This is a genomic window from Neobacillus sp. NPDC058068, from assembly GCF_042885335.1.
In the GTDB taxonomy this organism is placed as follows: Bacteria; Bacillota; Bacilli; order Bacillales; family Cytobacillaceae; genus Neobacillus.
Map to the genome: position 1 here is coordinate 317189 of NZ_JBHVSI010000001.1, position 20194 is coordinate 337382.

Sequence of the window (20194 nt, forward strand, 5' to 3'; positions counted from 1 at the left end):
AAATAGAAACAGCTTTAGATAAAATCACCATAGAGAATGGGAGAAACCTTATGAACCAAGAACAAATGGAGATTAAAACACCGGAATACGTCTCGCTTCAATTTCAAGTCGCTGGTTTAGGCAGCAGAGCAGTAGCCTTTATCATTGATCAGATTCTTTTAAACGTTGTTAACATTCTGGCACTCATTATTGTCTATCTGATTATCGAGGGATCGTCACCACTGCCGTTTTATTTCTTTGAGGAGACTCTTCCTATAGCGATTACGATTATTGCTTTGTTTGTTATTAATTGGGGATATTTTTTTGCATTTGAATTTTTTTCAGGCGGAAGAACGATTGGCAAGAAGCTGATTGGGATTAGAGTCATCCAAGAAAATGGTCACAGTATTACCTTGCTATCAAGCTTTATCCGCAATCTGATGCGGATTATTGATACGTTGCCGACAGCTTATTTTCTAGGGATTATCATGGTATTCTTCCATTCGAAGCATAAGCGGCTGGGGGATCTTGTCGCTGGAACAATTGTGATCCATGAGCGAAAAGCGAAACGGAAAAAAAGGTTAACTCAGATAGAAAAAGAAATCGCGAGCAGAGCGATTTCAAAGGATGATCTAATCATCGATGAATGGACGTTCAAGGCTTTTACGGCGAAAGATTGGAAGCTCATTAATACATACACCGGCCGTTTTACGCAATTACCATTGGTGGAGAAGAATCAACTCACAAGACAGATTGCCGAGATTCTGCTTCCGAAAATTGGACAAGATGTGCTTGGGAAAACCGAACAGGAATTGGAAAATACACTGCTTGTACTCTATTTAAACCTTAGAGAAGAATGGGAATTTGACATGTAAAGATAGACTGCCATTCTTGGCAGTCTATTTTTTAAGTGTTTTTTTTACTTTGAGAAGTTCATAGTGCCCGTGGACAGGGAAAAAAGACCCGAACGGGCACTATAAGAGGTTCATAGTGCCCGTGGGAGGGAAAAAAAGACCCGAACGGGCACTATGAGAAGTTCATAATGCCCGTGGGCAAGAAAAAAAGACCCGAACGGGCACTATGAGAGGTTCATAATGCCCGTGGCCAGGAAAAAAAGACCCGAACGGGCACTATGAGAAGTTCATAATGCCCGTGGGCAAGAAAAAAAGACCCGAACGGGTACTATGAGAGGTTCATAATGCCCGTGGCCAGGAAAAAGAGACCCGAACGGGCACTATGGCAGGTTCATAGTGCCTGTTAACTGGAAAAAAAGTCCAAAATAGGCACTATGAAAAATAAAAACAACATACCATTTTAAAAAAGTGTCACATTATTTAATTCGTGACGACTTATGAGTAAGAAAGAAAAAAAGAAGGTGATGGGGGCTTGAGTAAGGACAAAGAAGAGCTTGTGATGGACTGGTATGAACAGTATTATGATGATATTTATCGGTTTATTTTATTTATGATTGGTGATAAGCAATCATGCGAGGACTTGGTTCACGACACTTTTTTACGGGCATTCACAGGACTTGAGCGATTTGAAAACCGCTCGGCTGTGAAAACATGGCTATTCGGAATTGCGAGATATTTGGTCCTTGATGAAATTCGCAACCGAAAACGAAAAAGGCTTTTTAACGTGATTGGATTTTCTCATGAAATACCTTCCTCGATTGATGTTGAACAGTTAATTGAGAATCGGGAGATAATTCTCCAGCAAATGCAATATATACAATCGCTGAAACCAAATTATCGTCTCGTGATTACGTTAATCAAGATTGAAGAATGTTCAACAAAAGAAGCAGCGGAGATTCTCCATTGGTCTGAGGCTAAGGTTCGTAAAACCTTATCAAGGGCACTGCAAACTCTCAGGAAAATGAACGATAAAGGAGGGGTAATACATGGCGAACAACCATTTTGATGATCAATGGGAGCTGCTAAAGCAAGTTGGGTCAACAGACAGGCAAAAAGATGCAATCAGAAGTAGAGTTCGACAATCAATCGCACAAGCCCCCTCTAAAGCTCGTCCATTTAAATTCTTTCAATGGAAAAGCATCGTCGCAGCCTCATTGCTTGTAGTGATTTTTGGGGGTTTTCTGATCATGCTGTTGGAGAAGAGCCCTAAGCTAAATAATGCTGACTATTTCACTGTTGATGATCAACTATTCAGCTGGAAGCTTGAGGATGTCACGAGTAAAAAAACAGGAGGGCAATTAGAGCTTTATTACAAGAACAATCCGATTTCGTTTGGAACTGTAAAAGAAGTGACCGAAGCAGAAAAGAACACAACGATTGCTTCTAAATCGATGTTTGTTAACAAAGAACTTGAACATTTTCCTTATAAAACCAGCATTTATATTGAGCATGTAAAAATGCAGGACGTCGTCATCCGCTATTACTTCTTTATACCATTGACAGCGGAAAAATGGCTGCAGTTTACGTTTGATTATCCAAAGCTTGAATATGCAAATATTTTTAAAGCAATGTCAACAATAGAGCTTAAAGGGAAAAAACCTTATCATCATAATGAGCCGCTTTACGTGACCTATGGCTACGAGAGGATGATTTACCCAGTTGATTTAGAACAAGTTTCCGAAACGCCTAATAATTACGAAGTGTATCGTTGGGAAGGTGCATCCACTAAAGCCTATAATAAGTATGTCGAAAAAATTCTCGAGGATGTGGATTGGCAGAAGAAATCCGCAAAAGGATTGTCAACCACCTTTGTTTCGGTAACCTTCCAGAATGAAGTTACCATCACTTTAAATGGTAATGAACTAACCTATGAATATGTCTACCATGAGCAGGATGAATAATTGCAAGGAACATGAGTAAAGAAAAATTATAGTCTAGAAAATTCGTGACCGAATCAACAAATGTTGAGTCGGTTTTTTTGGCTGTGTTTAAGAACATTGTGGATTTTGAGCACAATGTTGATTGGAGTGGAAGGCGCGAGACTCCTGCGGGAGCAGCGGGACAGGTGAGACCCCGCAGGCGCTTTAGCGCCGAGGAGGCTCACCGCCCGCCCCGCGGAAAGCGAAGCGCCTGGAACGGAAATCAACATTCACTTTTAATACAGCCTTTTTTTTAGAAACATCGTAGCGTAAATCTTATAGGACCCGTCTATTAAGGTGGAGGTGGTCAAATGGGAAGGCCTTCCCGCAAAGATAATAACCTAAACTTCTCTAAAGATCCTTCTGCAGCGGTTGAAGATATGATGAATCAATACGGTACACTTGTGTTGCGGACTGCCTATTTTTACTTAGGTGATCGTCATCTTGCTGAAGATATTAGTCAAGAGGTATTTATTCTCGCTTATCGAAACTGGACGAAATTCCGTGGTGACAGCAGTGTGAAAACGTGGCTGATAAAAATAACAATCAATCGCTGTCGAGACCATTTACGATTGAAGAGAACTGCAGAGATCCCATCCGATACTCTTTTCATAAATGAACCAATTACCAGAAACCTTGAAGAAGAAGTTATCAAACGGATGAACAGGACCGAGATTTTAAAGCATGTTTTAACTTTGCCTTTACATTATCAAGAGGTGCTCTATTTATTCTATTACCTGGATTTTAATACGTTAGAAATTGCCAAAGCTACCGGCGACCCAGAAGGTACCGTTCGCGGGAGACTCCATCGTGCGAGAAAATTGTTAGGTGGACTACTGGAAAAGGAGGGGTTCAGTAAATGACCGATCCGAAAAAAGACATAAAGAAAGTGTTCACGGAAGAGCTAGATCAGACATTGTTTGAATCGCTGGATTTCCATTCGCGGCTTCAAGACGAAGTGAGGAATAAATTAACCGCAGACAATCAAAAGGGAAGTGGAGCAACCTGGTTAGCATTTTTTCGAAAAAGAAGAGTTTACAGCACCATGTTAGTCGCGGCAGCTTTTTGTCTAGTCTTCTTTTCTAGTTGGTTATTAAGAGGAGTCGATACAAATCAGTCCCAGCCTAAGACAACATCGGATAACGCCACCCTATTTCGAAGCGGGGGGAATGACTCTACTGATCCACTTGTGAGACAGTCATGGGTTTTGAACAGTGAGAACGAAGCAAGACAAACATTTGGGACTGATGTGTTGTTGCCGACTTACACCCCGAGTCAATTTAAATTGGACGGCATCCATGGTTATGGCAGCAGCAAGGAGCAGATTAATAAGCTTGTTTTCACTTATTTCCATGAAGATCAATCTTTTTTAGTGATCATCGAAAGAAACATGTTAGGGGACATCCCACATGGATTTGAAGAGGTGGATATTAACGGGACCATGGGGTACCTGAATCCAGAGGACGGGAATTCGGCTGCTGAGCTTCACTGGTATCTGAATGATGTCCATTACTGGATAGCTGGGTCCATCTCCACTGAAGAAACCGTAAAAATCGCGAAATCATTTAAATAAAAACTTAGGAGGAACATAAAATGAAACTTAAAATGCTCATGGCAATTATATTGGGGCTTGGCATTCCATTTATGGCAACATTAACAACATTTGCAGCTTCTGAGCCAACTGCGGCTATGCTTGAAAAACAAAAAGAGGTCGATAAAATTATTTTTGAAGATAAAAAGGATGAGTTGGCAGATAAAGGCATTACGGTTACGCACACCGCGCCTTTAGAAAATACAATTGAAATTGGCGTCCAACCGTATAACGAAGAAACCATCCATTATTTAATTGAGTTTTTTGGAGAGAAAAATGTAACAGTTGTAGATGGCGGACAGCAACCTGTGATTATGACCACAAATAGTAACGAACTGTTACGGGACGGCGGGACTCCTAAAGAAAGCGGCTCTGGACTTAAGCCAATCTATATTTTAGCTGCGATTATTGTCCTTTGCGGGGGATTCTCAGTTATCATGATTCGAAAAAAACTGCAAAAAAGCTAATTTAGAAAACCATCATGGTAGTCCATTTTCAAACAGGATTACCATGATGGTTTATTTTTATTACCAAAAAATAAAAATGTTGCAAAGGCTATTAAAACACTGGATTTTAAAAAAAGATGGATATTGAGGAATATTTTTAATATACAGTCATAAATTGGAGTGATTTGTCGAAACACTATAAGGTAATCTATTTAGATCATTTTATGGGGGTATAGAACTTTGAGTACGACGTTTATAAAGAGAAAACAAAGATTAGCTGAATTACGCCAGAAAAAGATGAGAGCGCGTAATCAAAAACTGACAACAGCTGCTGTAGCTGGAGCAATTACGGCTGTTGCTTTACTGACAACAAGAGTGGCAGCATACAGTACATCCTATACTGTAGTAAAGAATGATACACTATATAGTCTGTCCAAAAAGTATGATGTCAGTGTCGAACAGCTAAAAGAGGTTAATGGTCTAACTTCTGAAAAAATAATGGCTGGACAGCAGCTATTGGTACCCGAACATGTACAACCAGTCCATGGAAAAGAAAGCACAAGTCTTTATTCTGTCCAAAAAGGGGATACCCTTTATTCCCTGGCAAAAAAATCAGGTGTCAGTATGAATGATTTAAAAAAGATTAATCATTTACAGGGAGATCAGATTTATATTGGTCAAAAATTAAAACTAGCTGCTGATTCCCAAGCTAAAGAGATTAATCAAGTGTACACAGTGAAACCAGGAGACACGCTATGGGGAATTTCTAACCGATTTGGAGTAGAGGTAGCGGACGTGAAAAAAGCGAATGGACTTCACCTTGAAATGGTTCTGATTGGGCAAAAGCTGACGATTCCCGGTCCGGCAATTTCCACAAAAGTAAAGGTAGTAGGGTCTGCGGACAACTTTACCGTAGAGTTTAAGCATAGGGATGAGCCATTTGTTTTAACAGTTCCATACGGTTCAGCATCCGAATACGAAAAAAGAGCAGGCCAGGAAGTAACGGTAATACATAAGAACGGAGCACTTATTTCAATATTTTAATAACAAGGAAAGTTTAACAAGGGGTCGGATAACGACTCCTTTTTTATGTGCTTAGATAGCTCCATTGTTTTTTGCTTTTAATTTTAGAGGAATAATCTATTTTTTATAGAATAATGGTATTTAGAGTTGTTTTTTAACAAGAGCAAGTGACCACAAATTACCGAAGATAATGATTAATTGAAGAGTTCAGCATGTACGCTTAAGTATGAATAATATGGAGTGTGAAAAATGAGTTCTCAAGAAGAAATCATTCAAGTTATCAATCTGGTGAAAACATATGGCGATTTCACGGCAGTAAAGGGAGTCGAATTTCAGGTTTATAAAGGGGAAGTTTTCGGTCTTCTCGGTCCAAATGGGGCGGGAAAAACCACTACGTTAGAAATGTTGGTCGGTCTAAGAAAACCCGATCAAGGGACAGCGATCGTTGGTGGATTTGACATCACAAGAGAATTAAAAAAGGTAAAAGAGGTCATCGGTGTTCAATTACAATCGACGTCACTCTTTGAACTGCTTACAGTTGAAGAAATCTTACATTTATATGCAAGTTTTTATCCGAAACAGGTTTCCATTCCTACCTTAATTGAGGAGATGATGCTAGCCGAAAAAAGGAAAAGTCGGATAAAAAGTCTATCAGGAGGACAGAAACAAAGACTGGCCATTGCCTTGGCACTTGTTCATGACCCTTGGATCATCTTCTTAGATGAGCCGACAACAGGGCTTGACCCACAGGCACGAAGAACGCTTTGGGATATTATCCTCCTATTAAAAAAGAAAGGGAAAACTATTGTGTTAACCACCCATTACATGGATGAGGCACATGTATTATGTGACCGTATTGCGATTATGAATCAAGGAGAGCTTATTGCGTTAGACACACCGTCCCAGCTTGTAAAAAACCTGCAGTCAGATAATGCGGTGGAGTTCCGGTTTGAAAATGAATCCACTGAAGTGGAGTTACATGAAATCGAAGGGGTAACAAAGGTTGGGAATCAAAAGGATGTTTGTGTTCTATATACAGATGATCTTCAACTCACTTTAACAAGTTTAATTCACATGGCTTCGGATAAACAACTTAAATTAACAGATTTGCAAACTCGAACAGCTACATTAGAAGATGTGTTTTTACATATGACCGGAAGGAGATTAAGAGAAGGATGAGAGCTTATTGGCAACTAACATTATCGCAGCTGCGGATATTCCTTCGAAATCGTCAGGTCTTGTTTTGGACGCTGGCTTTCCCGCTTTTCCTCATGGTTATCCTAGGTTCATTTTTATCAAATGGTAATGGGATTTCTTTAACAATTGGTGTTGTAGACCAAGACCAATCCTTTTCATCAAAAGATTTATTAACCACTCTAATTGAAAACAAAGCACTAACAGTACAAATAGAAAAGAATGAAAATAAAGCTTTAAACAAATTGAAAAAAGATGATTTACAGCTAGTTGTCGTCATCCCAAAAGGATACGATGCAAGCTTAAGTAGTCCACCAGGAAAAAAAGCACCCTACTTACTTCCTGTATACTTTAATGAAACGAACATTGCCGTATCACAAGTCGGTCTTCAGGTAGTAAGTAATATTGTTGATGGAATTAGTAAAGACATCCTGGATTATCATCCTGTAGTTGCAATGGATATGAAAGGTGTCGAAACGCTAAATTTAAAGTATATTGATTTTTTAGTGCCAGGGATTGTCGCGATGATGATTATGAGTAATAACATGAATGGCGTTGCTGGCCAAATTGCTGCCTGGAGAGAGCGGGGAATTTTAAGAAGAATGCAAGGAACCACTCTAAAGGCATCTACTTTTATTGCGGCGCAAATTACTGCCCGCCTTGTATTGAATGGCTTGCAAGCGCTTATTGTTCTAGGAGTAGGGCATCTGATTTTTGGTGTTGAAGTCCGCGGGTCGTGGTTTACTTTAATCAGTTTTGTCATCTTAGGGACACTGGCATTTATGGCGATTGGGTTTATTATTGCAGGCATCGCTAAAACTCCAGAAAGTGCGGGTCCAATTGCCGGATTTCTGTCCTTTCCGATGCTATTTTTGGGAGGCGTGTTTTTCCCGATTAAAAATATGCCAGAATTTTTGCAGCCAATTGTTCAGATTTTACCGATTGCCCATCTTAGCCATGCATTACGAGAAACGATGAATGTTGGAGCATCGTTTCTGAGCTTAGGGACAGAGGCACTGATTTTAGGCGGTTGGCTCGTTGGTGCCTTTATCATTGCCAGCTATGTGTTTAAATGGGAATAGGATGAGGAGGAGAAAAATGAGGAAGCAAGATTATCAAACGCACGTTCGAGTGCACCCGATTTATCATTATGTTTTGCAGTTATTATTATTAGGAACGTTAGTAACTACTATTGTCTATATGGTTCGTACCATCATCCAGGGAGAGAACATACTTCAATCGATAATCCTTTTTCTAATGATGATAATCATTGTAATCATCGCAGTCCTTTTACGGTTATATCCATTAAAGGCACAAGATCGGGCGATTCGTGCAGAAGAGAACCTTCGTTATTATGTATTAACGGGGGAGTTATTGGATCCTAAACTCAGTTTCGCTCAAGTGGCAGCATTACGTTTTGCAGATGACAAGGAATTTCCTGAGTTAAGTAGGCGGGCAGCAGCGGAAAATTTAAAACCGGATGAAATTAAGAAAGCGATTCAAACTTGGCGGGCAGACTATAATCGGATATAAAGTGGATGCAGTATTAAATCTAAATTTTAACACATACTTCCATTATGAAAATTATCATGAAGTAAAGGAGTATGTTTATGCATTGGTATGAAAAGTTGAATCAATATTTTCCGGTTGAAGAGATGAAATCAAGAGAGCATATGGAAACTTTACTTAAAGAGCGTTCTGAAATCTATCATAAAGATGAAGGACCCAATCATGTTTTAATGTATGTGGAGCTCGATAATTTTGTTTTTATCGATTACCTTTTCGTTTCGAAAATTGCCCGCGGCCAGGGGCTTGGTCGAAAACTAATGGAAAAAATGAAAAGCAAGGGGAAACCGATCATCCTTGAAGTCGAACCAGTTAATTATGAGGACAGTGATACAGAAAAAAGGCTGCGTTATTACAAACGCGAAGGCTTTGAGCATGCGGAATCTATCGGGTACGAGAGAAAATCTCTTGCGACAAATGAGATTAATAAGATGGAAATCCTTTATTGGGCACCACTTCATGAATCGGAAGAAATGATATTTGAAGCCATGAAAAAAACCTATGATATGATTCACACCTATAAGGACAAACATTTCTATGGTGATTCCTACCAGCCAGTTGATGAGGTTCTGACCTTTAACGAAGAAGTTGGGAAAGGGAATATATTAGATAATCTTTAAAGTATACTAAAAAAGGTTAACCAGAATTTTTTGGTTAACCTTTTTAATGGCTTTCATTACTTGATAAAAAGCTTAATTTTTTTCAGCCCATTCTTCACATTTGGGTAACGAAATGAGATATCAAATAAGGTCGTTTGTTCAAGAACGCTTTTTTGATGGGAGAAAGTATCAAAATTGCCTTTTCCATGATAGGCGCCAATCCCGCTATTTCCAACTCCGCCAAAGGGAAGGTATGGGGAGGCAAAATGATAAACCGTGTCATTGACACAGCCGCCGCCAAAAGAAATGCTCTTTAATACTTGCTTTTGTATGGCATTATTTTCTGTAAAAATATAAAGTGCGAGCGGTTTCGGATGACGATGAATCCCTTCTACTACTTCTGAAAGCGCATCATATTCAAGTACAGGCAGAATCGGCCCGAAGATTTCGTCCTGCATAAGCGGTTCCTCCCAGGTGACATTCGTAAGGACCGTCGGCTCAATCGTAAGCTTTTCTTGATTTGCATTACCTCCCATAAAAAGTTCACCATTGTTGAGGAAGGAGCACAACCGCTGAAAATGCCGATCACTCACGATTCTTGTAAAATTAACATTGTTTAACGGCTGCTCCCCATACAATTCAATCGTTGTCTCTTTAAATTGTTGGAGGAATTGATCCTTAATGCTTTTATGAAGATACAAATAATCCGGGGCAATACAGGTTTGTCCGGCATTTGTGAACTTCCCCCAGGCTATCCGTTTTGCTGCCAGCTTTATATTGGCATCCCTATGAACGATACAAGGGCTCTTTCCGCCCAATTCTAATGTCACTGGGGTTAAATTTTTCGCTGCCGCCTCCATAATGACCTTTCCCACAGGTACGCTTCCGGTAAAAAAGATATAATCAAATTTTTCATTAAGGAGTGCTTGGCTTGTTTCTACGCCTCCTTGGACAACGGAAATGTACTCTTCGGGGTATAAATCATTAATGATTTTCCCTAGTATTTCAGATGTTTTCGGCGTTAATTCTGAAGGTTTGATAACCGCGCAGTTTCCAGCGGCAATGGCACCGATTAATGGAGCGATGGCCAATTGAAAGGGGTAATTCCAAGGAGCAATGATGAGAGTAACTCCGTATGGTTCCGAATAAATGTAGCTGCTGGAGCCAATATGCGTTAAAGGTGTTTTAACCTTTTTTGGCTTTACCCATGAACGTAGATGTTTAATCGTAAATCGTAATTCTTCTAGAACAAAACCGATTTCAGAGGTATACGCATCAAATTCAGATTTATTTAAATCCGCCTTCAAGGCATCCATCAGCACTTGCTCATTATTTTTAATAGCGTTTCTCAATATTTGTAGCGCTTCAAGTCGGTATGAAATATCTTTGGTCATTTCAGTTCGAAAAAAAGCCTTTTGCTGAGCAATTATGGAATTGTAATTTTCCATTTCATTAACCACCTTAGATCGTCGTTATTCTTTTATTAATTGGTATAGAGTAAATAAATCATCCTTATTTAATATCCTTGGTACAGGATATAAAGGGTTCGCCTCTTTTAATGCACGTTCAACCATTACTGGTATATCGCTATCGACAATCCCACTTACTTTTTTCGGAATCGCCATACTATCATTTAGATCCTTTACCGCTTCAATAAACTTAACTGCCTTTTGCTCGGTAGTATCTGCGGGATCACCAATACCAACTAATTCTGCCAGCTCGGCCAAAGGTTTGTGTACGGATTCGCCGTAATACTCCAAGACATAGGGGAGGATAATTGCATTTGCCAGACCGTGGGGAACAGAATAAAATCCACCTAGCGTATGGGCAATTGCATGGACATAACCAACATAGGCCCTTGTGAATGCCATTCCAGCTAAATAGGCAGCTTTCTGCATTTTCGTGCGTGCTTGGATGTTCGTCCCGTTTGTATAGGACTCATAGAGATTTTCAAAGATTAATTTCACCGCATCTAAACTGTACTGGGTGGTTTCCTTCGTGTTACTTTTGCCGATGTATGCTTCAACTGCATGTGTTAAGGCGTCAATTCCTGTTGCTGCTGTAATATGAGGGGGAAGATTAACGATAAGTAATGGATCAAGAACAGCATAATGTGGAATAAGTGATGTGTCCATTATGGCATATTTTTCATGTGTCTCGCTATTAGAAACAACCGCAGCTAAGGTTGCTTCGCTTCCAGTTCCGGCGGTGGTGGGGATAGCAAACAGGGGAGGCATTTTTTTCAACACCTTTAATACACCCTTCATTTGAGGAATGCTCTTATTTGGTCTTGCTGCCCGGGCACCGACCCCTTTAGCACAATCCATAGGCGATCCGCCGCCGAAGGCGACGATCCCGTTACAATTATATGCCGTGAACATTTGAAAGGCTTCCTCAATATTATCTATGGTTGGGTTTGGGACGGTTTTGTCATATATGAAATAGTCGATTCCTTCAGCTCGCAAGTCAATCAGAAATTTGTCCATTAGCCCAACCGATACAATTCCTTGGTCGGTCACGATTAAAACGCTATCAATTTTATTCTGTTTTATAAGTTTCGGCAATTCTTTTAAACTATTTTCTCCCACTAAGAGCTCAGGCTCCCGCCAAGGCATGAAGGTGGAAGCTATTTTCATCACTCCTTGAAAAGACCTGCAATACACCTTATACATAACATTACCTCACTTTTTTTGAAAAATTGAATGTAATCTTTATTGCAGTCTAAGAAGTTTAAAAACTAACAACAGGATACCCAAAAGACCCAAAAAGAGGGGAGATAAACTCAAAAAGCCCAAAAACCTCTAATACTTTTATAACGCATTCATTTTAGAAATGTCAAGGAAAATATTACGAATATAATAAATATTCAGAAAACAATTTTTACTTTACTTTTGTAATAGAGAAAAAAGCCACCCACATATATTTAAGGCTGGCTAAGAATGGTTAACTTTGTTTAATGAACTCAATTAAGAGGTCCAATTCAACTGAATCTAGTTGATTGACATTATCAAAAAATTGCTTTACTAATATGATCATTTCAGGGCTTAATTCCTCACCTACAGACTGAATAATCATTCCGACAACTGCACCAACAAACACTGACAGCTGTACTTTTGATTCCTGTGATGAATTCACAACATTAACAGTTAAATCCTTTATAGCATCACCGAGGCTATTCAAAAATAAAATGAGCACACAAAGGAAGTAGGCACAGAATTTTAGCTTAACCTCGACGGTTTTCATTAACTCCAAAATAATATTGATTGCATCCATCAAAGGGAGATATTGCTGGTTTTCAATTAAGTCTGTTACCTCGTTAAGAATCATTTCCCATTCATCTGTATTTGAAATTTCTCTTCTTTCTTTTTGGAACAGATGACCAGCCAGATCTGTAGGGGAGAAGACGACAACGGAGCGGCCTGTTTCATTTTCATTGGCATTATAAGTTCTTTTTAATAGCCCTTGGCCTTCCAGGCTTTTTAATACATCATAGGCAGTCCATTTACTCACACCAATCGCTTCGGCCACTTCCGAATAATGGACAGGAAGATTGGTATTCTGATATTGATACCAAATCTGGTCTAAAAATTCTCGTCGTCTTTTGGTTAAGGAAATCGTAGCCGTCACCACCTGTTTCATTATTTTGTAAATGAGTTCACATATTCTTGAACCATTTCAACCGTTACAATTTTCCGTTCCGGAACAAATCGTAAGTTTATCTTATTCATCCTATTGGTTACTTCATTAATTTTTTCGGTCGAGAAGGAGGAGCCTTGTTTACATAATTCAACGGCATCTTCAATATAGCTTTCACGCAGTTGATCCAGAGCCTGGAACTCTTGGTACCATTTATTTTGATTCGCGGCATGTTTAATTAAATCTTTATGGACACTCATGTTTTCACTCCTATAATGGTTAGCTGATTTTATCATACCATAATTGGTTATGAAGAGAATTCAGCAACCTGAAAAATAAAACAATATTACGCCTTTTAGCATCGTTTGAGATTCGCTCTCAGACGCATTTAGCTTTCCAGGAAAAATTTTCAAGGTGGCCTAATCTTTTCTTGCAATTAGTATATTAGTATACTTAATTAGAGGGAAAATGCTAAAAATCACGGTGTAACACTTTATAAATAATATATTAGAATAATTTTTTTCGCATGAAAGACTAGTCTTTTTGATATAAACAAGGTAAGTTTATTATTCATAAAAAGTTTCGAAATCAACAATCTATCTGCCTATTCGTTCGTATGATATAATAAGTAGTATTTTTTTCGAAACTATATAAACAGGTTTGGATTATTTGAGGTGATTTTGAAATGAAGGATTTTGAAAGAGATGCAAATGGAAAGGTGCTTTTTGCTTTAGAAAAGCTAAAAGAAACAACAACGAAAGCTAAGGAGAAAAGGGATAAAAAAAACTGGAATGAAATTTCCCTTCCTTTTTCACTTGCTGATGGTCTTAATAATCTAACGAGAGACGAATTGAATTCGATTCGTAGAAGGTTAGAAATAAAAAACGCTAGTAGCTTAAAAAAAGCGGAATTAATCGCGCTGCTGCAAGAAAAAATTCCTGCTTTGATAGAAAAGAGCTTCTTACCATTTGATAAGGATCGATTGAACTTAATAAAGAATATTGGCAAACGAGGCGGATATATAACCGTTCCAACTTTAGAAGATTTTCAAATTGAATACTTCCGTTCACTAGGCTTACTCTTCTCAGGGACGCTTGAAGAAAATAAGGTAATAGTAATGCCAGAGGAAATAGTGGAACAATCGGCTAATCTTGTTACAAACTTATCGATATTATCAATTGTTCAACGAAATACTAATTGGATTAAACTTACTCATGGTCTCCTTTATTATTATGGATCCTTAAGTATTACAGAATTAATAAAGATGCTAGAAAATTATCTAAAGGAACCATTAGATGTAGCAGAATATTTATCGGTGATAGATGCTGCTGCTATCTATTATAGAGAAATCCGAATCAATCAATATGGGTTCTCAAATGCGAGAGTATTTGATCCGGAAAGAGTGAAGCAGGAGCAGCAGAAAAGAATGGGTGTGGCGTTTTATCCTTTTTCGAAGGACCAATTGCTAATTGCTGGTGAACCTGGTTATGTTGAACGAAACGAAAGCTATAAACAGTTTGTAAATTTTCTTACCCAAAATTATACCATTAGCAGGAAAGAGGCGGATGGTATTGTGGAAGAATGCGTTTATGCTACACAAATTGGAGAAAATTCGAGTGATATCCTTCAATTTTTACAAAGTAGGATCGAATTAAATGATTTTCATACAATACAAGCATGTATGGCAATGGTAGTTAATCTCATGAATAATACTAGAGTGTGGTTCCTAAAAGGCCATACTGCTTCTGAATTATCTGCATTAGAGCAAAAGGAATTGCAACCATTACAAACGGTTAAAAACAAGAGAATTGGTAGAAATGATCCATGTCCTTGTGGAAGCATGAAGAAATATAAGAAGTGTTGTGGAAAATAAAATCAACCCTCCGGTCAGTATAATCCGGAGGGTTTCTTTGTGCGTTTGGGATTCCAAGCTTTTCTTTGTCTTAATTTTGGTGCCAGACCCTCGGTGTGTTAACACATTAACGCACCGGGGGTCTGGCCCCTTTTTCACGGAGGGGATAAATATAGCATTCAATCATTTAAACCTTCAACGTAAAATAGGCGCTTTATTTAGTAACAGCAACCTAAAAGGAATCATAATTTGTTGAAGAGAGTACACAGCGTATCTGATGTTTTAATTTCTACAAACCTGCTAATTTACTTTTCAACTCTCTATTTAGGTTTCATCTGATTAAAATACAAAGGGGAGGAAAAGATGTACAATTTTCAAAATGAGCTACACGGGTTGGGAATTGAACCTTATCATTCTGGTGAGTTAGTTCCATTCGGTCAACAAATCCAGGATTCACGCGTGTTTGGGCGCTGTGGCGGCTTTCGTTGCGGCGGTTGCGGGGGCTTTCGCTGCGGGGGCTTTCGTTGCGGTGGTTTCGGCGGTTGCGGCGGTTGCGGCGGTTGCGGCGGTTGTGGTGGTTTTGGCGGCTGTTTCGGTGGCTTTGGCTGTTTTGGCATCGGTTTCGGTTTTATTTAATTGGTTCGAATTCTGGAAAGAAACTGTAAAACATTATTTTGATTCCAGGTGGAAGGACTTTCGTCAGAAGATAAAAGATAAAACAAATAAACTATGCACATGCAAATAAAGAATTCAATGTAACATGTTGGTAAACCGTGTGCCTTAATAGGGCACGTACGGTTTGATGAGGGGGTGGCCATGGAAGTGGTCACCCTACTTTATTCCTTCTAAATTAGGCTCTTTATTTAGTAACAGTGACCTAAAAGGAATCATAATTTGTTGAAGAGAGTACAGAGCGTATCTGATGTTTTATTTAATACAAACCAGATAATTTACTTTTCAACTCTCTATTTAGGGTTCATCTGATTAAATATAAAGGGGAGGAAAAGATGCACAATTTTCAAAATGAACTGCAAGGGTTGGGAATCGATCCTTATCAAGCTGGTGAGTTAGTTCCAATGGATCTACAGAACCTAGATCCGCGCCTTCATGGCGGCTTTCGTTGTGGAGGTGGAGGTGGCGGCTTTCGTTGCGGCGGTGGTGGCTTTCGCTGTGGCGGCGGTGGCTTTCGTTGCGGCGGTTTTCGATGTGGAGGTTTTCGTTGTGGCGGTTTCCGCTGTGGCGTTTTTGGCTGTTTCGGCTTTGGTTTTGGTTTTGGCGGATGTGGTGGATGTGGTGGATGTGGTGGATGTGGCGGCTGCTCTGGCGGCTACTATGATGGCTACTATGATAGCTACTATAACTGCTATAACTGTACCAGCGTTGTTGTTGTTTAAATATTATTTCAACTGGTTTAAATTTCCATATAAATTTTATCAAAAGGAAGTGCCCCTGCAGGATCTGCCTCAGGGGCACTTCTTTACAATGTTTATCATATTGGACAAAAAATCGTACATAAACTAATAGTGCGCAAGACGTAACGAATAGGAATAAGGAGGAGCTTCATGGCAGAACTTAACTCGTCCTCACGTCTAAAGGCCAAAAGGGATACATTTTTTCTCCCGGATCAAAAGGGGGGTGTCTATTTTAGAAATAACGTAAGCTCATTCCGAATGGAAGGCACAACCATCTATCAGTGGATTGAAAAATTGCTTCCGATGTTCAATGGAGAGCAAACATTGGCAGCTTTGACGGAGGGGTTAACACCACCGTATCGTAACAGGGTCTACGAAATCGGAGAAACGTTGTACAAGAATGGGTTTGTTCGTGATGTCAGCAAAGATATTCCCCATCAATTAAATCAGCAAGTACTTGAAAAATATGCATCACAAATTGAATTCATCGAGAATTTTTCTGAATCAGGGGCTTACCATTTTCAAGTATATCGTCAGGCAAAGGTTTTGATTGTCGGCTCTGGACACATCCTTATATCGTTGGTCGCAGCCTTAATAGAATCTGGACTGCCCAAATTAAATGTCATGGTAACAGATACGGTTCCAACCAATAGGCTGCGGCTAAATGAAATGGTGGAACATGCGTGGAAAGTAGATTCCGATGTGGAGATGGTGGAAGTGCCCTATCATAAAGGGGCGGGGGAAAATTTTTGGAGAGGAGCTGTTCAACATTATGATTGGATCCTGTATGTTTCACAGGATAGAAATGTAAATGAATTAAGGAATCTCAATCAAGTTTGCAAAGAAGAAAATAAGGCATTTCTCCCAGCCATCTATTTAGAAAAAGTAGGGCTCTCCGGTCCGTTAACCTATCCAGAATCAGAAGGGTGCTTCGAGTCTGCATGGCGCAGAATTCATCAATCTTTCGTGCAAGCCGATGAGCGGTCTCGTGGCTTCTCTTCCACATCAGGAGCAACTTTGGCAAATGTCTCTGTATTCGAATTTTTCAAAAAGGTTACAGGAGTAGCAGATGAGAATCAATGTAATCAAATTTACCTGCTTGATCTTGAAACAATGGAAGGAGACTGGCTTTACTTCATTACACATCCATTTGTAACGTCTAAAAGTTATGCACCCGAACTGATTGAAGATCTTGATGAAAGACTTAAACAAGAATCGGATAGGGATGAACAACAGGGACTGCTTTTGGAATATTTCAGTCGCTTAACTTCGAAAGAAATAGGTATTTTCCATACCTGGGAGGAACGAAATTTGCCACAGCTTCCTCTATCCCAATGCTATGTTCAGACAGTTGACCCAATGTCAGAGGGACCGGCGGAACTGCAGCCGGAAGTTGTCTGTTCGGGCCTGACACATGAAGAAGCAAGAAGAAATGCCGGCCTAAAGGGCATTGAAATGTATGTGTCAAAAATGGTAGATTCCCATAATTTTAGAGTCAAGAATCAGACAGCTAGGACTGGCGCGAACGTTGCAGAGGGGTTTATTGGTATCGGTTCAGGAGAAACAACTGCAGAGGCTGTTTGTCGGGGGCTGCAAGCCTTTCTAGATAAAGAATTGAAAAGTAGAAAGGGGGATCATACGGTTTATCGTGTGCCAATCGGAGCCATAGAAGATAAAAAATGCCGATTTTATTTAAAGGCACTGACTACCTTGAACGGTTCATCGGCGATTGGTTTAAAAGAGGATGTGTTGGGCTTCCCGGTGGTATGTGTAAGGTCAAATGGCCATTGGTACACCGGGGCAGGTTTAAATACCACATTGGCACTCCGAGATACATTGCAGCAAGCACTTTTCGATGCTCAAAACCAGATAAATTCCGTCGAGAGGCAAGAGAAGAAGTCTATGAGGTATTTGGAAAAAAGCGAAACTAAACTCAATATTCCCTCTTTTGAGGAAATGACACAATTGGAGCTATTACAATCTTCCATTCAGGTTTTGAATAGCAACAACAAACAGTTATATGTCTACGATCTGTCGCTTGAGCCCTTTTTAAAACAAGGGCTGGCAGGCGTATATGGTGTGCAGGTACGAGAGGGGGCTTCCCAATGACTGCATGTATCCTCGTTGACGGAGCTGGTATATTAGCAGATTATGTTTGTGATCACTTGTCCACCAGCTATCTCGTAAGACGTCAAAGCATATTTGAAGAGATTCCCGAGGATACAGAATTAGTTCTAGTGCTCGACGATGCCTGGCATCCATCCGTTTATCAAAAAGCAGGGCAGAGATTGAGGATCAATGGTATTCCTTGGCTTCGAGGTTTCGTTTCGTTTGGTGAGGGAATTATTGGTCCAATCGTTCTTCACGGAACACCGGGATGTTCTCTCTGTGCTGATAAACGGCGCTTGATAGCCGGAAGCGATCGCCTTGAAATGTGGAACCTTCAAGCGAGAATGGGAACTGGAGCAGGTGTCCTGCGTGATGCCTGGGCTTCTCGATCGGGACTGTTGCAAATGGCAAACTTGATTAATAACGAAGTGCAAAAAGTTCTTCAGGGAGAACCTTCCTCCTTGGAAGAAAGGATGTTCATTACCAATCTAAGAACATTAACGACCTCCAGTCACTTTTTCTTGCCAGATCCTTTGTGTCCGATTTGCAGTCCAATCCCTGAAGACACACCTGAATTAGCACAAATTAGCCTAGAATCCAGCCCTAAATTAAATGGTGCCGGTTATCGCTGCCGTTCGATGGATGAATTGAAAACAGTGCTAGTCGAAGATTATTTAGATGATCGTAGTGGAATTATGAATGGAAAAATGGAGGATTTAAGGCTCCCATTTGCCGATGTTTTGGTTAACATGCCGTTGTTTGGAGCAGACGAGGGAGTAGCTGGCCGTACTAATTCTTATGAAATGAGTGAACTAACGGCCATTTTGGAGGGATTGGAGCGATATTGCGGAATCGAGCCCCAAGGCAAAAAGAAGAAAGTTCATGATAGTTATCATCACGTAAAGCATATCGCGCTAAATCCTGAAACAGTAGGTATACATGATCAGGAACAATATGCAAAGCCTCATTTTCCGTTTAAACCGTTTCATCCTGATGCCCCAATGAATTGGGTCTGGGGTTATTCGTTCTTACAAGAACGTCCAATACTTGTACCGGAGTTATTAGCCTATTACAGTTTAGGCAATGGGGAGGGCTTTGTTTATGAAACCTCCAACGGGTGTGCATTAGGAGGGAGCTTAGAGGAAGCCATTTTCCATGGGATTATGGAGGTCGTCGAGCGGGATTCCTTCTTGTTAACTTGGTATGCCGAGCTGCCCCTCCCTCGTCTTGACCCTCATTCTGCTAACGATAAAGAACTAGAGCTGATGGTCGACCGTTTACGAGAGGTGGCGGGATATGACGTTTATTTGTACAATTCGACAATGGAACATGAGATTCCCAGCGTTTTTGCAGTGGCAAAAAACAGAAGATCAAAGGGTGTAAACATCATCTGTGCAGCAGGCGCTAGTCCAGATCCTGTTAGAGCTGTAAAAAGCTCGATTTACGAGCTCGCTGGAATGATGGTTAGGCACGATAAAATAGTGGAGGAAAACCGGCGGAAATATGAAGAAATGCTAAAAGATCCATTTGCTGTTCGTACGATGGAGGACCATGGCCTGCTTTACGGCCTGCGGGAAGCAGAGGATCGGCTGAACTTTTTATTGGATGATCATCGTCCATTACGATCGTTTGCTGAGGAATTTAAACAGCCTCCTGTGAATACCGATTTGAAGGATGATCTCCAGGATCTTCTTCAAAGGTTCCGCAAGTTGGACCTCGAGGTCATTGTGGTGGACCAAACGACACCTATAACCAAACGGAACGGATTATTCTGTGTAAAGGTATTGATTCCTGGCATGTTGCCGATGACTTTCGGACATCATCTTACCCGTGTCAAAGGGCTGGAAAGGGTCCTCCAAGTACCAATGAAACTTGGATTTACCAAACAGCCGTTATCGTTTGAACAGCTTAATCCATATCCCCATCCGTTCCCATAATTGAAAAGTAGGAGGTT

General features: G+C 40.1%; 20 protein-coding genes. 16 read left to right on the top strand and 4 right to left on the bottom strand.

Translation table 11 applies throughout. The annotated features are described in order from the left end of the window. Positions 1–50: 50 nt before the first annotated feature. The 11 genes from ACFVSW_RS01475 (at position 51) to ACFVSW_RS01525 (ending at position 9252) form a co-directional block, all read left to right on the top strand. A complete protein-coding gene (locus ACFVSW_RS01475) occupies positions 51–854 on the top strand; it encodes an RDD family protein (protein ID WP_387311375.1) in 804 nt (267 codons plus the stop codon). Between the two features lie 511 nt (positions 855–1365). Beyond that, positions 1366–1899: an RNA polymerase sigma factor gene (locus tag ACFVSW_RS01480; RefSeq protein ID WP_387311377.1), complete on the top strand. Its 534-nt coding sequence runs from the start codon at positions 1366–1368 to the stop codon at positions 1897–1899. Continuing rightward, positions 1880–2794 carry a hypothetical protein gene (locus ACFVSW_RS01485; RefSeq protein ID WP_387311379.1) on the top strand — a complete coding sequence of 305 codons (915 nt, stop codon included), beginning with the start codon at positions 1880–1882 and terminating at the stop codon, positions 2792–2794. The genes ACFVSW_RS01480 and ACFVSW_RS01485 overlap by 20 nt, the downstream gene beginning before the upstream one ends. 329 nt (positions 2795–3123) lie before the next feature. After that, positions 3124–3675 carry a sigma-70 family RNA polymerase sigma factor gene (locus tag ACFVSW_RS01490; RefSeq protein WP_387311381.1) on the top strand — a complete coding sequence of 184 codons (552 nt, stop codon included), beginning with the start codon at positions 3124–3126 and terminating at the stop codon, positions 3673–3675. Further along, positions 3672–4385 carry a DUF4367 domain-containing protein gene (locus ACFVSW_RS01495; protein WP_387311382.1) on the top strand — a complete coding sequence of 238 codons (714 nt, stop codon included), beginning with the start codon at positions 3672–3674 and terminating at the stop codon, positions 4383–4385. The genes ACFVSW_RS01490 and ACFVSW_RS01495 overlap by 4 nt, the downstream gene beginning before the upstream one ends. A gap of 20 nt (positions 4386–4405) precedes the next feature. Then, positions 4406–4870, top strand: a complete 465-nt coding sequence (locus ACFVSW_RS01500; RefSeq protein WP_387311384.1) for a hypothetical protein — start codon at positions 4406–4408, stop codon at positions 4868–4870. A gap of 219 nt (positions 4871–5089) precedes the next feature. Further along, positions 5090–5893 (top strand): LysM peptidoglycan-binding domain-containing protein, encoded by an 804-nt coding sequence (locus ACFVSW_RS01505; RefSeq protein ID WP_387311386.1) that lies wholly within the window; start codon positions 5090–5092, stop codon positions 5891–5893. A gap of 228 nt (positions 5894–6121) precedes the next feature. Beyond that, positions 6122–7051, top strand: a complete 930-nt coding sequence (locus tag ACFVSW_RS01510) for an ABC transporter ATP-binding protein (RefSeq protein ID WP_387311388.1) — start codon at positions 6122–6124, stop codon at positions 7049–7051. Then, complete coding sequence (locus ACFVSW_RS01515; protein ID WP_387311390.1) at positions 7048–8148, top strand: ABC transporter permease; 1101 nt, start codon at positions 7048–7050, stop codon at positions 8146–8148. The genes ACFVSW_RS01510 and ACFVSW_RS01515 overlap by 4 nt, the downstream gene beginning before the upstream one ends. 16 nt (positions 8149–8164) lie before the next feature. After that, a complete protein-coding gene (locus ACFVSW_RS01520; RefSeq protein WP_387311392.1) occupies positions 8165–8599 on the top strand; it encodes a DUF6526 family protein in 435 nt (144 codons plus the stop codon). A 77-nt stretch (positions 8600–8676) separates the two neighbouring features. Then, positions 8677–9252: a GNAT family N-acetyltransferase gene (locus ACFVSW_RS01525; RefSeq protein WP_387311394.1), complete on the top strand. Its 576-nt coding sequence runs from the start codon at positions 8677–8679 to the stop codon at positions 9250–9252. Between the two features lie 56 nt (positions 9253–9308). On the opposite strand, the gene ACFVSW_RS01530 is transcribed toward ACFVSW_RS01525, so the two are convergent. The 4 genes from ACFVSW_RS01530 to ACFVSW_RS01545 all read right to left on the bottom strand — a co-directional run bounded on the left by ACFVSW_RS01530 (position 9309) and on the right by ACFVSW_RS01545 (position 13127). Next, complete coding sequence (locus ACFVSW_RS01530) at positions 9309–10679, bottom strand: aldehyde dehydrogenase (protein WP_387311396.1); 1371 nt, start codon at positions 10677–10679, stop codon at positions 9309–9311. Positions 10680–10703: 24 nt separating this feature from the next. Then, positions 10704–11903: an iron-containing alcohol dehydrogenase gene (locus ACFVSW_RS01535; RefSeq protein WP_387311398.1), complete on the bottom strand. Its 1200-nt coding sequence runs from the start codon at positions 11901–11903 to the stop codon at positions 10704–10706. A gap of 271 nt (positions 11904–12174) precedes the next feature. Then, complete coding sequence (locus ACFVSW_RS01540; RefSeq protein WP_387311400.1) at positions 12175–12858, bottom strand: LexA family transcriptional regulator; 684 nt, start codon at positions 12856–12858, stop codon at positions 12175–12177. Between the two features lie 11 nt (positions 12859–12869). After that, positions 12870–13127 (bottom strand): DUF2533 family protein, encoded by a 258-nt coding sequence (locus tag ACFVSW_RS01545; protein ID WP_387311402.1) that lies wholly within the window; start codon positions 13125–13127, stop codon positions 12870–12872. 425 nt (positions 13128–13552) lie between these two features. Here ACFVSW_RS01545 and ACFVSW_RS01550 point away from each other — a divergent pair, with 425 nt between their 5' ends. The 5 genes from ACFVSW_RS01550 to ACFVSW_RS01570 all read left to right on the top strand — a co-directional run bounded on the left by ACFVSW_RS01550 (position 13553) and on the right by ACFVSW_RS01570 (position 20177). Beyond that, on the top strand, positions 13553–14740 hold the full coding sequence (locus ACFVSW_RS01550) for an SEC-C metal-binding domain-containing protein (protein WP_387311404.1): 1188 nt from the start codon (positions 13553–13555) through the stop codon (positions 14738–14740). 342 nt (positions 14741–15082) lie between these two features. Further along, a complete protein-coding gene (locus ACFVSW_RS01555) occupies positions 15083–15355 on the top strand; it encodes a heterocycloanthracin/sonorensin family bacteriocin (RefSeq protein WP_387311406.1) in 273 nt (90 codons plus the stop codon). A gap of 486 nt (positions 15356–15841) precedes the next feature. After that, positions 15842–16240 carry a hypothetical protein gene (locus ACFVSW_RS01560; RefSeq protein ID WP_387311408.1) on the top strand — a complete coding sequence of 133 codons (399 nt, stop codon included), beginning with the start codon at positions 15842–15844 and terminating at the stop codon, positions 16238–16240. Positions 16241–16281: 41 nt separating this feature from the next. Beyond that, positions 16282–18240 carry a putative thiazole-containing bacteriocin maturation protein gene (locus ACFVSW_RS01565; protein ID WP_387311410.1) on the top strand — a complete coding sequence of 653 codons (1959 nt, stop codon included), beginning with the start codon at positions 16282–16284 and terminating at the stop codon, positions 18238–18240. Then, on the top strand, positions 18237–20177 hold the full coding sequence (locus ACFVSW_RS01570) for a TOMM precursor leader peptide-binding protein (RefSeq protein ID WP_387311412.1): 1941 nt from the start codon (positions 18237–18239) through the stop codon (positions 20175–20177). The genes ACFVSW_RS01565 and ACFVSW_RS01570 overlap by 4 nt, the downstream gene beginning before the upstream one ends. Positions 20178–20194 lie beyond the last annotated feature (17 nt).

What these genes read in the sequence shown, in the direction of transcription:
- ACFVSW_RS01475 (WP_387311375.1), top strand. Translation starts at nt 51, where the DNA reads ATGAACCAAGAACAAATGGAGATTAAAACACCGGAATACGTCTCGCTT.
- ACFVSW_RS01485 (WP_387311379.1), top strand. Translation starts at nt 1,880, where the DNA reads ATGGCGAACAACCATTTTGATGATCAATGGGAGCTGCTAAAGCAAGTT.
- ACFVSW_RS01490 (WP_387311381.1), top strand. Translation starts at nt 3,124, where the DNA reads ATGGGAAGGCCTTCCCGCAAAGATAATAACCTAAACTTCTCTAAAGAT.
- ACFVSW_RS01495 (WP_387311382.1), top strand. Translation starts at nt 3,672, where the DNA reads ATGACCGATCCGAAAAAAGACATAAAGAAAGTGTTCACGGAAGAGCTA.
- ACFVSW_RS01500 (WP_387311384.1), top strand. Translation starts at nt 4,406, where the DNA reads ATGAAACTTAAAATGCTCATGGCAATTATATTGGGGCTTGGCATTCCA.
- ACFVSW_RS01510 (WP_387311388.1), top strand. Translation starts at nt 6,122, where the DNA reads ATGAGTTCTCAAGAAGAAATCATTCAAGTTATCAATCTGGTGAAAACA.
- ACFVSW_RS01515 (WP_387311390.1), top strand. Translation starts at nt 7,048, where the DNA reads ATGAGAGCTTATTGGCAACTAACATTATCGCAGCTGCGGATATTCCTT.
- ACFVSW_RS01520 (WP_387311392.1), top strand. Translation starts at nt 8,165, where the DNA reads ATGAGGAAGCAAGATTATCAAACGCACGTTCGAGTGCACCCGATTTAT.
- ACFVSW_RS01525 (WP_387311394.1), top strand. Translation starts at nt 8,677, where the DNA reads ATGCATTGGTATGAAAAGTTGAATCAATATTTTCCGGTTGAAGAGATG.
- ACFVSW_RS01530 (WP_387311396.1), bottom strand. Translation starts at nt 10,679, where the DNA reads ATGGAAAATTACAATTCCATAATTGCTCAGCAAAAGGCTTTTTTTCGA.
- ACFVSW_RS01535 (WP_387311398.1), bottom strand. Translation starts at nt 11,903, where the DNA reads ATGTATAAGGTGTATTGCAGGTCTTTTCAAGGAGTGATGAAAATAGCT.
- ACFVSW_RS01545 (WP_387311402.1), bottom strand. Translation starts at nt 13,127, where the DNA reads ATGAGTGTCCATAAAGATTTAATTAAACATGCCGCGAATCAAAATAAA.
- ACFVSW_RS01550 (WP_387311404.1), top strand. Translation starts at nt 13,553, where the DNA reads ATGAAGGATTTTGAAAGAGATGCAAATGGAAAGGTGCTTTTTGCTTTA.
- ACFVSW_RS01555 (WP_387311406.1), top strand. Translation starts at nt 15,083, where the DNA reads ATGTACAATTTTCAAAATGAGCTACACGGGTTGGGAATTGAACCTTAT.
- ACFVSW_RS01565 (WP_387311410.1), top strand. Translation starts at nt 16,282, where the DNA reads ATGGCAGAACTTAACTCGTCCTCACGTCTAAAGGCCAAAAGGGATACA.
- ACFVSW_RS01570 (WP_387311412.1), top strand. Translation starts at nt 18,237, where the DNA reads ATGACTGCATGTATCCTCGTTGACGGAGCTGGTATATTAGCAGATTAT.